Genomic DNA, 10,745 nt, shown 5'->3' on the forward strand with positions numbered 1-10,745 from the left:
TTGCCGAAGACGAGCTTCAGCGTACCTCAGGCGAGGTTAGCGCGACCAGCGACGCCAGGGCCAGGCTCCCCGGTCGATGCTAATCAGACTCCGTTTTTTATTCAGAAACATGAGGATGAAGGACTTTTCAAGTCGTGGAATGGTGCGCTGCGATTGCCTTGGCGGCGTCGAGCAGCGAGGCAACTATACCATCGGATTTTATTGTTTGTATAGCTTGGCCGTGGTTGTAGCCGTACGGCACCGTCAGCGTCGCCATGCCCGCGGCGCGGCCCGCCAGCGCATCGTTTTCCGAATCGCCGATGGCGACGGTGGCTTGCGGCGCGACGCCGAGCTGGGCCGCCGCCGTGAGCATTGGCAGCGGATCCGGCTTTTTTTTCGGCAGACTGTCGCCGCCGACCACGACGCTGAAATACTGGCTGAGCCCGTACTGCTGCAGCAGTTCCACCGCGAATCGGTGCGGCTTGTTGGTCACGCAGGCGAGCTTGAGGCCGGCATCGCGCATCGAGATCAGGCCGGCTTCGACGTCGGGATAAAGCCGCGTGTGCAAGCCGTTGATCTTCGCGTATTCCACCTGGTAGATGGCGAGCGCCTCGTCGAAGCGGTCTTGCGCATGGTCGGCTTCGAAACGCGGCGCCAGCACGCTGCGGATCAGGTGCTCCGAACCCTTGCCGACATACCCAACCACTTCCTCACGCGAGGTTTCCGTCGCGTCGAGTTGCGCGAGCATGCCGTTCAGGCCGGCGGTGAAGTCGTCGGCGGTATCGATCATCGTGCCGTCGAGGTCGATGATCGCGGCTTGCAGGCGCGGGCCGGTGAAAGTCGGGGCAGGGAACGCAGTCGTCATATTTAGTGCTGAACGTTGGCGAGTGCGGCGCGCATCTCGTCGATCACAACCTTGTGATCCGGCGCGCCGAAGATCGCCGAGCCGGCCACGAATGTGTCCGCGCCGGCCGCCGCGATCCCGGCAATGTTGTCGACTTTAACGCCGCCGTCCACCTCAAGATGAATCTCGCGGCCGGTCTTTTCCTTGTACGCGTCGATGCGCTTGCGTGCCTCGCGCAGCTTGTTGAGCGCTTCAGGAATGAACGACTGGCCGCCGAAGCCCGGATTCACCGACATGATCAGCACGAGATCGAGTTTGTCCATCACGTGATCCAGATAATTCAGCGACGTGGCCGGATTGAACACGAGGCCGGCCTTGCAGCCGTGGTCGCGAATCAGCGACAGTGTGCGGTCGATATGGTCCGAGCCTTCCGGGTGAAAGCTGATCAGGTTCGCGCCGGCCTTGGCGAAGTCCGGCACGATGCGGTCGACCGGACGCACCATCAGATGCACGTCGATCGGCACGTTCACGTGCGGGCGGATCGCTTCGCAGACGAGCGGGCCGATCGTCAGGTTCGGCACATAGTGGTTGTCCATCACGTCGAAGTGAATCCAGTCGGCGCCGGCGGCGACGACGTTGCGGACTTCTTCGCCCAAGCGGGCGAAATCGGCGGACAGGATGCTGGGAGCGATGCGGAATTGCGTCATGGCAAGGGCGGATGCAAGCGGGAAAGCGCCATTTTACCGGTTTGTGCGACTGGGAACCGGATAGCGGGCGGTTCGATGCCGGTTCCGGATTGCATGCTAAAAGCGACAAAATGCCTTAACCGCCATTGGCCGAAGGGATTTGTCCGGTTGCGGGCGTGCCGCGCATCAAGCAGAATGCCAAACCATAAGCGCCGGATCGCCAATGTGCCCGCAAACCATTGGCATTCGGGCTTCCCAGCGATTTTCCAGCGCCGTTTCATCAGACCGGAATCAGGATGAGCCAGTACGAATTCAGCGTCTCGGCGCAGGTGCAGTATCTGCCCGAAGAGTCGGACCCGGAGCGCCGCCAGTATGCGTTCGCATACACGCTGACTATCCGTAACAACGGCCAGGTGCCTGCGCAACTGATTGCGCGCCACTGGGTGATCACCGATAGCGACAAGAACGTGCAGGAGGTGAAAGGCCTTGGCGTGGTCGGCCATCAGCCGCTGCTCAAACCCGGTGAGCAGTTCGAATATACGAGTTGGGCGGTGATCGCTACGCCCGTCGGCACGATGCGCGGCGAGTATTTTTGCGTGGCGGAGGACGGCGAGCGCTTCGATGCGCCCGTGCCCGAGTTCATCCTGCGCATGCCGCGCACGTTGCATTGAACCGGGGGCGCGTCCAGCGGTCTTTAAAAAGCTTTACTGCGGAGCTTCACTGCGGTTTTTGCTGCTTTTGCTGTTCGCTACTATTGTTGGCGCGCGGCTTTTTTCTTGCCGGATGACGTCCACACAACGATAAAGACGAGCAGGAAGAGCGCGAGGAGCGATTCCAGCGCGAAGATGAGCATCGGGTATTCGTCGAACAGATCAGACATGGCGGTTTCCATCAAGAACGAACATTGTATGCGTTTTGTCCGCACGGCCGGGGCATGGCTCGGGGCGCTTTCGGTTGCTGTCATGCTTGCTTCCTGCGGCGGCGGCGGCGCGGTCCGGCCTTCGGTTTCGCCGCCCACAGGCGCCGCGATCATACCCGGGCAGATCGCCCCGGCGCGGCTCACAGCAGTGGCCTGGCAGCAGGTGCCGGGCTGGCAGGACGACTCGTTGATCGGCGCGACGGCCGCGCTGCGGCAAAACTGCGTGAGACTGGCGCGCCAACCGAACTGGGCGCGCGCATGTGCGGCAGCTTCGCAAATCGACGATCTCGACGTCACCACCGCCCGTGCATTTTTCGAGGCCTATTTCACGCCTTTCCAGCTAGCCAATAACGACGGCACACTCGACGGTCTCGTCACCGGTTACTACGAGCCGTTGCTGCGCGGATCGCGCACGCGGCACGGTGTGTACCAGACTGCGCTGTATCGCTGGCCGTCCGGTTATCGCGCGGGCGTGCCGCTGCCGGCGCGTGCGCAACTCGAGCGCGCGGGCGTGCTCAACGGCAATGAACTGGTGTGGGTCGACGATCCGATCGAAGCATTCTTCCTGCAGGTGCAAGGGTCCGGACGCGTCGTGATGGAAGACGGCAGCGTGATGCGGGTCGGCTTTGGCGGCACGAACAATCAGCCGTACAAGTCGATCGGACGGTGGCTGCTCGATCGCGGTGAGCTCACGCCGGCGCAGGCGACCATGCAGGGCATCAAGGCATGGGCGCGCGCTAATCCGACGCGGGTCGACACGCTGCTCGACACGAATCCGCGCTTCGTGTTCTTCCGCGAAATGCCGTCCGGCGAGAGCGTGCCGACCGGCGGCGCCGACGGCCCCGTTGGCGCGCTCGGCGTGCCGCTGACGCCGGAGCGGTCGATTGCGGTTGATCCGACTTCGATTCCCCTCGGTACGCCGGTGTTTTTGCAGACCACGCGTCCGTTGACGAACTCGCCGATGAATCGCCTCGTCTTTGCGCAGGACACGGGGTCCGCGATCAAAGGCGGTGTGCGCGCCGACTACTTCTGGGGTCTCGGCGACGATGCCGGAGATCTGGCCGGCAAGATGAAGCAGGGTGGCCGGATGTGGTTGTTGCTGCCGAATTCCTGATGGTTCGGCGGCAGCGGCGTGAGGGCGGCATTTCCTGGTTGGAGACGCCGCCCTTGCCTTATCTGCTGCTACGGCGTGCTGCTTCGGCTGGTGCATTTTTGCAGTCGCGCAGACACCAGCCGCCGTTCGCAAGCCTAGAGTCCGGATGTCCGCTTGTCGACCACTCGACGCGCCTTGCCCACCGAACGCTCGATCCCGTTCACTGCCAGCACGTTGACTATCGCGCTGACGCCGATCAGCGCCTTGATGTCATAGGTCAGCGCCTGCTTTGCCGTGTTCAGCGCGGCCCTGTCCGGCGCCGCTTCCGGGCAGGGTTCGACGTTCAGCGTCAACACGTCGAGCGGACCTTCCTTGGTCAGCACGATCTGGTAGTGAGGCGCGAGGGCATGCTGCTTGAGCAGCAATTCTTCGATCTGCGTCGGGAACACGTTGACGCCGCGCACGATCATCATGTCGTCTGAACGGCCAGTGATCTTTTCCATCCTGCGCATAGTGCGGGCGCTGCCTGGCAAGAGGCGCGTCAGATCGCGTGTCCGGTAACGGACGATCGGCAGCGCTTCCTTGGTCAACGACGTAAACACCAGTTCGCCGAGTTCGCCGTCCGGCAGCACCTCGCCGGTTTCGGGATCGATGATCTCGGGATAGAAATGATCTTCCCAGATGGTCGGGCCATCTTTGGTTTCGACACACTCCGACGCCACACCGGGACCCATCACTTCGGACAAACCGTAGATATCGACCGCGTCGATGCCCATGCGCTTTTCGATCGCCTGGCGCATGTCGTTGGTCCACGGCTCCGCGCCGAAGATGCCGATGCGCAGCGAGCAAGTGGCCGGATCGACGCCTTGCCGCTCGAGTTCGTCGGCGATCGAGAGCATGTAGCTCGGCGTCACCATGATGATGTCCGGGCGGAAATCCTGGATCAGTTGCACCTGCTTTTCGGTCTGGCCGCCGCCGAACGGGATCACCGTCAGGCCCGCGCGTTCGGCGCCGTAATGTGCACCTAGGCCGCCGGTGAAGAGGCCATAGCCGTAGCTCACGTGTACTTTGTCGCCGCGCTTCGCACCAGCGGCGCGGATCGAACGCGCCACGAGATTCGCCCACGTATCGATATCGTGCGCGGTGTAGCCGACGACGGTCGGTTTGCCCGTCGTACCCGATGACGCGTGGATCCGCGAAATCTGCTCCTGCGGTACGGCGAACATGCCGAACGGATAGTTGTCGCGCAGATCCTTCTTGGTGGTGAAGGGGAAACGCGACAGATCCGCGAGGGTCTTCAGATCGCCCGGGTGGACACCCGCTTCGTCGAATTTGTGCAAATAAACCGGCGAGTTCTTATAGGCGTGGTTCAGCGACCACTTGAGCCGTTCGAGCTGGAGCGCGGCAAGTTCGTCGCGGCTGGCGGTCTCGATGGGATCGAGAGGGAGGGAGGTGGTCATCGAATGTCTCCTTGCTGCCTCAATGCTTGAGTCTGATATGCGGTGCGCGTTCGTGCGCGAAAGTCGGGTGACGGGCTGCTATCCATGCACCTTTCCGTCACCCGTAGGAATCAGGTGGCCTTTGATTTGCGCCGATTTGCCGCGAAACATCGCCACGGTTTCCCTGGCGCGATTCGTCACGCGGATATCGTAGATGCCGGTGCGGCCGCTCAGCGTTTGCTCGATGGCTTCAGCAGTCAGCACGTCGCCGCCTTTGACCGGTCGCAGAAACTCGATCGAGCAGCCGGCCGCAACCGTGTTGATGTTGTAGGTGTTGCAGGCGAAAGCGAACGCGGAATCCGCGAGCGTGAAAATCAGGCCGCCGTGGCAGATCCGATGGCCGTTCAGGAAGTCGTCGCGCACAGTCATGCGCAAGCGCGCATATCCGGCGCGCACTTCCTCCACTTCAAGTCCGAGCGCACGGCTACACACGTCGTTTTCGTACATGGCGGCGGCGGTTGCGCGGGCGAGTTCATCCGGCGTCATTTGGACCGGGCGGTTCGGTTGCGTGGACATGTCAGCGGCCCTCGAAGCGCGGCGCGCGCTTTTCGACGAACGCTCGCACACCTTCCGCGTAATCGCGAGACGCGCCGAGTTCACGCTGCAGATCGCGTTCGAGATCGAGCTGCTGATCGAGGGTTTGCGTTGCACCCGCGCGCATGGCCTGCTTGATCGCGGCGATGGCGCGCGTGGGTTGCTGCGCAAGTTGGGTCGCCAGCCTGGCTGCGGCAGCGGTGAGCTCAGTGTCATCGACCGCTTGCCAGATCAGCCCCCAGCTTTCGGCTTTCTCCGCGCTCAGTTTGTCGCCGGTGACGGCGAGGCCCAACGCGCGCGCCATGCCGATACGCCGAGGTAGAAACCAGGTGCCGCCCGAGTCCGGCACCAGACCAATCTTCACGAACGCCTGGATGAAGCTGGCTGAGCGGGCGGCAAGCACCAGATCGCAAGCCAGCGCGAGATTGGCGCCGGCGCCGGCGGCCGTGCCGTTGACCGCTGCGATTACCGGCAACGGCAGCGCTTGCAGCCGGCGAATCAGCGGATTGAAATGCTCGTCGATCAGTCCGCCGAGGTCGGTCATCGCGCTCGGCGTGAAGTCGAGGTCCGCGAGATCCTGGCCGGCGCAGAAGCCGCGGCCTGCACCGGTCAGCACAAGCGCACGCGCGCCTGATGCTTCAACCTGGTCGAGCGCGGCGCTCAATTCCTGGTGCATCGCGCGCGTAAAGCTGTTGAGCTTGTCCGGGCGGTTTAGCGTGATGGTCGCTACGTGGCTCGCGGCGTCGAGATCGACGCGAATCGCTTCATATGACATTGGGTGTCTCCTCAAAGTCTCATTGACCGGTGCTCGCGACGATGGCGCTCAGACGCGTTCGATCGCCAATGCGATGCCTTGGCCGACGCCGATGCACATCGTGCAAAGCGCATAGCGGCCGTTGATTCGTTCCAGCTGATAGAGCGCCGTGGTGATCAAACGCGCACCAGACGCGCCGAGCGGGTGGCCGAGCGCAATCGCTCCGCCGTTTGGATTCACACGCGGATCGTCGTCGCGCAGCCCAAGCATGCGCAGAACCGCCAGCCCTTGCGATGCGAAGGCTTCGTTAAGCTCGATCACGTCGAATTGATCGAGCGACATGCTCAGTTGTTTCAGCAGCTTTTGCGTGGCCGGCGCCGGGCCGATGCCCATGATGCGCGGCTCGACCCCCGCTGTCGCCATGCCCACCACGCGTGCGCGGCGACGCAGGCCGTATTGATCGGCAGCCTCCTGATTCGCGAGCAAAAGTGCGCAGGCGCCGTCGTTCACGCCCGATGCATTGCCGGCGGTCACGCTGCCGTCGGCGCGGACCACGCCCTTGAGCTTGCCGAGGCTTTCGAGCGAAGTCTCGCGCGGGTGTTCGTCGAGCGTCACGCGCACGGGATCGCCTTTCTTCTGCGCAATTTCAACGCCGACAATTTCCTGAGCCAGCGTGCCGTCGCGCTGGGCGCGGGCCGCCTTTTGCTGGCTCGAAAGTGCAAACGCATCCTGATCCGCGCGGCTTATGCCGAATTCGACAGCGACGTTTTCCGCAGTTTCCGGCATCGAATCGACGCCGTATTGGCGTTTCATCAGCGGGTTGATGAAGCGCCAGCCGATGGTCGTGTCGTGAATTTCGGCTTGCCGCGAAAACGCGCCGCTGGCCTTGCCCATCACGAACGGCGCGCGCGTCATGCTTTCGACGCCGCCCGCGATCATCAGACGCGCGTCACCCGCCTTGATGGCTCGCGCAGCAGTGCCGACCGCGTCCATGCCCGAGCCGCACAGGCGGTTGAGGGTCGAGCCGGGTGCGCTGGTCGGCAACCCGGCCAGCAATGCCGACATGCGGGCAACGTTGCGGTTGTCTTCACCGGCCTGATTGGCGCAGCCATAGATCACGTCGTCTAGCGCGAGCCAGTCCACCTCTGGATTGCGCTCGATCAGCGCCTTGATCGGTACCGCGCCGAGGTCGTCGGCGCGGAAATCCTTCAGGGCGCCGCCGTAACGGCCGATGGGGGTGCGAATCGCGTCGCAAATGAAGGCGTCGTTCATGTGAGGTTCCTGCTGGGACGGATTGGCGTGAATTGCCAATCCGATGTCTCATGTTAGTTGGGGGGGCGCGGCTCGGTCCATTCGGCCAAACGGAATAGGACGCGGACCGTGCTTTTGTCTTAGGCGGCTCAGCCAGCTACCGCCGGCGCCGCTTTCGGTTCAACATGAACGCGGCTCTGAACAACGCGGAAGCGGTTCGCGACGAATGCGGCGTCGGCGAGCGCGGCGTTTGCGGCCGGATTCGCGCCCGTACCGTGGAAGTCGGAGAACGCCGCCGATTGATTGACGAACACGCCGCCCGTCAAGTTGATCGACAGCGCCACGCCGCCGCGAATCGACGCTTCGTGCGCCTCTTCGAGCACAGCTTCGTTCGTGCTGTAGACCGATAGAGTCAGCGCGCCGTGCTCGGCGGCGATTGCGCCGGCCAGGTCGAGCGACTGCGCGGTCGAGTCCGTCGCGATCACGAACGAGATCGGGCCGAACCATTCTTTGGTGAACTGTGCATGGTCGGTGGCGGCATCCAGTTGGAGCATGACCGGTGTGCGCACACGGGCGCCGGCAAAAGCCGGATGTTCGAGCGATTGGCTTTCAACGAGAACGCGCCCGAGCTTGCTGGCTTCGTCCATGCGCTGGGTTACGCCTTCGTTCTGAATCGCGCCGAGCAGTTCGACGGCGCGGGCCGGGTCGGCAACCAGTTTTTGCACGGCGTTAGCAATAGCTTGAGCGACTTCGTCGAACCCGAGTGTGCCTTCGGCGGTGCGGATGCCGTCGCGCGGTACGTAGATGTTTTGTGGGGCGGTGCACATCTGGCCCGAGTACAGCGCAAGCGAGAACGCAATATTGCGGGCGGCGGCTTTGATGTCGTCGACCGAGTCGATCACGATCTGGTTGACACCGGCCTTTTCTGTGTAGACCTGCGCCTGATGGGCATTGCGTTCGAGCCACGCGCCGTTTTGCGTGCTGCCGGTGAAGTCGATGAGCTTGATCTCCGGGCGCAAGGCCAGATCCTGGACGAGCGGACCATCGTTCGGTTCGGTCGCCAGCAGCGTGACGACATTCGGATCGAAGCCTGCTTCGCGCAGGACCTCACGTGCGATTCGCACGGTCAGTGCGAGCGGCAGTATTGCGCCCGGGTGCGGTTTGACGATGACCGTGTTGCCAGTGGCCAGATCGGCGAACAGGCCGGGATAGCCGTTCCATGTCGGGAAGGTACAGCAGCCGAGCACAAGGCCGGTGCCGCGCGGCACGACGGTATAGCGCTTGTGCATCGCGAGCGGCGGATTTTTCCCCTGCGGCTTTTCCCAGTGGGCGTCTGCGGGGATACGGCGCAATTGATCCCAGGCATACACGACGGCTTCGAGCGCTCGGTCCTGTGCGTGCGGGCCGCCGGCCTGGAAGGCCATCATGAATGCCTGGCCGGTTGTGTGCATCACGCTGTAACCGATTTCGAAGCTGGCGCGATTCACGCGGGCGAGGATCTCGAGGCACACGCCGATCCACGCCTGTGGGCCGGCGGCGCGCCAATCGCGCTGCGCGGCAGCGGCGGCTGCGATCAGCGTGTCAGCATCGGCCTTTGGATAGCGGATGCCGAGCGGGAACCCAAATGGGGAGACTTCGGAGCCGACGCTTTCGCCGGTCGACGGTTGGTCCAATTCGAAAGTCTTGTTCAGGTGCGCCTTGAACGCGGCTTCGCCGTCTGCGTTAGCTGTTTCCCCGTACACTTTCGGACTGGGCATCTCGACGAACGGGCTCCAGTAGCCGCGCGTCTCGACCGCAGTGAGTGCCTTTTGCAACGTGGCTTCGTGCTTGGTGAATAGCGGATGTGTCATGGCAGAGGGGCTTGGTTGTACGTTGGGAAAAGCCTGTCTAATAATTGACCGACCGGTTGGTTGGTGAATGTTAGCATTATTAAGACGGCCGCGCGAAGCGTTTTTGCGTGCCATTCACACTAGGAGGCGGCATGGCTTACGAGAACATTCTGGTTGAGACGCGGGGGCGAGTCGGCTTGGTCACGCTGAATCGCCCGAAGGCGTTGAACGCTTTGAACGACGCACTGATGGACGAATTGGGTGCAGCGCTGCGCGAATTCGACGCCGATGACGCGATCGGTGCAATCGTGGTGACGGGCAGCGAGAAAGCGTTTGCTGCCGGCGCCGACATCGGCATGATGGCGACCTATTCCTATATGGATGTCTACAAGGGGGACTACATCACCCGCAATTGGGAGACCGTGCGCTCTATCCGCAAGCCAATCATTGCTGCGGTGGCCGGCTTTGCGCTTGGCGGCGGCTGCGAACTGGCGATGATGTGTGACATCATTTTCGCCGCCGACACCGCGAAGTTCGGCCAGCCGGAAATCAAGCTGGGCATCATGCCGGGAGCCGGCGGCACGCAACGGTTGCCGCGTGCCGTTTCCAAGGCAAAGGCGATGGATCTCTGCTTGACGGCCCGTTTCATGGATTCCGCGGAAGCTGAGCGAGCGGGACTGGTCTCGCGCGTGATTCCCGCTGCTTCTCTTATTGACGATGCGATAGCTGCGGCTGCGACGATCGCGGAATTCCCGCTTCCGGCGGTAATGATGGTGAAGGAGTCGGTCAATCGCGCGTACGAAACCACGCTAGCCGAAGGTGTGCATTTCGAGCGTCGGCTGTTCCATTCGCTCTTCGCGACGGAAGATCAGAAGGAGGGAATGGCTGCGTTCGTGGAGAAGCGCAAGCCGGTTTTCAAGCATCGTTAATACGCTTGTCAAAATAACGCTTGCAAGCCTTCGCCCGGCTCGCTAGAATTTCGCTCTTTCGTGCTTCGGACAACGGGGCGCGGGAGGCGGGAGAGCCAGCAGTGGCAAGGCTTTCGGCGGCGCGGGCAGGTTGGAAAAGCTGGAAAAACCTGTTGACGGCGTAGCGAAAGTTCTTCATAATCTCGTTTCTCTGCTGCTGATGCAGCGACGCAGAACGAAGCGGTGCCGGGTGGTTGCGGTGTGGTGTGCAACGCGGTGCGGGTTCGGTAGTGACTGCGGAATCGATCTTTAAAAATTAACAGCCGATAAGTGTGGGCGCTTGATGCGCGACGCGCCGGTGGATCTTCGGGGTCTGCCGGGACAAGCGAAAGTATCAAGTCTCACACAGTATTAGAGGAAGGTTTGCCTGTTGAGAGACAGGCGTAATC

The 10,745-nt window shown here is 62.5% G+C and carries 12 protein-coding genes; 3 read left to right on the forward strand and 9 right to left on the reverse strand.

The features are described from left to right. Window positions 1-127: 127 nt before the first annotated feature. On the reverse strand, window positions 128-844 hold the full coding sequence (locus AC3WLT_RS13710) for a phosphoglycolate phosphatase (RefSeq protein ID WP_492592250.1): 717 nt from the start codon (window positions 842-844) through the stop codon (window positions 128-130). Between the two features lie 2 nt (window positions 845-846). Then, on the reverse strand, window positions 847-1,530 hold the full coding sequence (rpe, locus tag AC3WLT_RS13715; protein ID WP_492592251.1) for a ribulose-phosphate 3-epimerase: 684 nt from the start codon (window positions 1,528-1,530) through the stop codon (window positions 847-849). Between the two features lie 275 nt (window positions 1,531-1,805). Between rpe and apaG the strand changes: the two genes are divergently transcribed. After that, on the forward strand, window positions 1,806-2,180 hold the full coding sequence (gene apaG, locus AC3WLT_RS13720; protein ID WP_492592252.1) for a Co2+/Mg2+ efflux protein ApaG: 375 nt from the start codon (window positions 1,806-1,808) through the stop codon (window positions 2,178-2,180). A gap of 80 nt (window positions 2,181-2,260) precedes the next feature. Here the strand turns inward: apaG and AC3WLT_RS13725 are convergent, their stop codons facing one another. Further along, window positions 2,261-2,473 carry a hypothetical protein gene (locus tag AC3WLT_RS13725; RefSeq protein WP_492592253.1) on the reverse strand — a complete coding sequence of 71 codons (213 nt, stop codon included), beginning with the start codon at window positions 2,471-2,473 and terminating at the stop codon, window positions 2,261-2,263. Here AC3WLT_RS13725 and mltA point away from each other — a divergent pair. Continuing rightward, entirely contained in the window at window positions 2,418-3,542 is a 1,125-nt protein-coding gene (mltA, locus tag AC3WLT_RS13730; RefSeq protein ID WP_492592254.1) for a murein transglycosylase A, read from the forward strand. The two genes, AC3WLT_RS13725 and mltA, sit on opposite strands and share 56 nt — an antisense overlap. Before the next feature lie 134 nt (window positions 3,543-3,676). Here mltA and paaK read toward each other — a convergent pair whose 3' ends face one another. From paaK to paaN, 5 genes are all read right to left on the reverse strand, one after another. Then, window positions 3,677-4,981 carry a phenylacetate--CoA ligase PaaK gene (gene paaK / locus AC3WLT_RS13735; RefSeq protein WP_492592255.1) on the reverse strand — a complete coding sequence of 435 codons (1,305 nt, stop codon included), beginning with the start codon at window positions 4,979-4,981 and terminating at the stop codon, window positions 3,677-3,679. A 78-nt stretch (window positions 4,982-5,059) separates the two neighbouring features. Then, entirely contained in the window at window positions 5,060-5,536 is a 477-nt protein-coding gene (gene paaI, locus AC3WLT_RS13740) for a hydroxyphenylacetyl-CoA thioesterase PaaI (protein WP_492592256.1), read from the reverse strand. A gap of 1 nt (window position 5,537) precedes the next feature. Beyond that, a complete protein-coding gene (paaG, locus tag AC3WLT_RS13745) occupies window positions 5,538-6,329 on the reverse strand; it encodes a 2-(1,2-epoxy-1,2-dihydrophenyl)acetyl-CoA isomerase PaaG (RefSeq protein ID WP_492592257.1) in 792 nt (263 codons plus the stop codon). A 48-nt stretch (window positions 6,330-6,377) separates the two neighbouring features. Then, window positions 6,378-7,580: a 3-oxoadipyl-CoA thiolase gene (gene pcaF / locus AC3WLT_RS13750; RefSeq protein WP_492592258.1), complete on the reverse strand. Its 1,203-nt coding sequence runs from the start codon at window positions 7,578-7,580 to the stop codon at window positions 6,378-6,380. A gap of 128 nt (window positions 7,581-7,708) precedes the next feature. Next, window positions 7,709-9,409 carry a phenylacetic acid degradation protein PaaN gene (paaN, locus tag AC3WLT_RS13755; RefSeq protein WP_492592259.1) on the reverse strand — a complete coding sequence of 567 codons (1,701 nt, stop codon included), beginning with the start codon at window positions 9,407-9,409 and terminating at the stop codon, window positions 7,709-7,711. A gap of 131 nt (window positions 9,410-9,540) precedes the next feature. Between paaN and AC3WLT_RS13760 the strand changes: the two genes are divergently transcribed. Beyond that, window positions 9,541-10,317: an enoyl-CoA hydratase gene (locus AC3WLT_RS13760; RefSeq protein WP_492592260.1), complete on the forward strand. Its 777-nt coding sequence runs from the start codon at window positions 9,541-9,543 to the stop codon at window positions 10,315-10,317. Here AC3WLT_RS13760 and AC3WLT_RS13765 read toward each other — a convergent pair. Then, window positions 10,304-10,495 (reverse strand): hypothetical protein, encoded by a 192-nt coding sequence (locus AC3WLT_RS13765; RefSeq protein WP_492592261.1) that lies wholly within the window; start codon window positions 10,493-10,495, stop codon window positions 10,304-10,306. The genes AC3WLT_RS13760 and AC3WLT_RS13765 overlap by 14 nt on opposite strands. Window positions 10,496-10,745: the final 250 nt, after the last annotated feature.

This window comes from Paraburkholderia sp. FW306-2-2C-D06C (genome assembly GCF_058781505.1).

Excerpts from the sequence above, each read along its gene's own strand:
- AC3WLT_RS13710 (WP_492592250.1), bottom strand. The coding sequence starts at position 844 with ATGACGACTGCGTTCCCTGCCCCGACTTTCACCGGCCCGCGCCTGCAA.
- rpe (WP_492592251.1), bottom strand. The coding sequence starts at position 1,530 with ATGACGCAATTCCGCATCGCTCCCAGCATCCTGTCCGCCGATTTCGCC.
- apaG (WP_492592252.1), top strand. The coding sequence starts at position 1,806 with ATGAGCCAGTACGAATTCAGCGTCTCGGCGCAGGTGCAGTATCTGCCC.
- mltA (WP_492592254.1), top strand. The coding sequence starts at position 2,418 with ATGCGTTTTGTCCGCACGGCCGGGGCATGGCTCGGGGCGCTTTCGGTT.
- AC3WLT_RS13725 (WP_492592253.1), bottom strand. The coding sequence starts at position 2,473 with ATGACAGCAACCGAAAGCGCCCCGAGCCATGCCCCGGCCGTGCGGACA.
- paaK (WP_492592255.1), bottom strand. The coding sequence starts at position 4,981 with ATGACCACCTCCCTCCCTCTCGATCCCATCGAGACCGCCAGCCGCGAC.
- paaI (WP_492592256.1), bottom strand. The coding sequence starts at position 5,536 with ATGTCCACGCAACCGAACCGCCCGGTCCAAATGACGCCGGATGAACTC.
- paaG (WP_492592257.1), bottom strand. The coding sequence starts at position 6,329 with ATGTCATATGAAGCGATTCGCGTCGATCTCGACGCCGCGAGCCACGTA.
- pcaF (WP_492592258.1), bottom strand. The coding sequence starts at position 7,580 with ATGAACGACGCCTTCATTTGCGACGCGATTCGCACCCCCATCGGCCGT.
- paaN (WP_492592259.1), bottom strand. The coding sequence starts at position 9,409 with ATGACACATCCGCTATTCACCAAGCACGAAGCCACGTTGCAAAAGGCA.
- AC3WLT_RS13760 (WP_492592260.1), top strand. The coding sequence starts at position 9,541 with ATGGCTTACGAGAACATTCTGGTTGAGACGCGGGGGCGAGTCGGCTTG.
- AC3WLT_RS13765 (WP_492592261.1), bottom strand. The coding sequence starts at position 10,495 with ATGAAGAACTTTCGCTACGCCGTCAACAGGTTTTTCCAGCTTTTCCAA.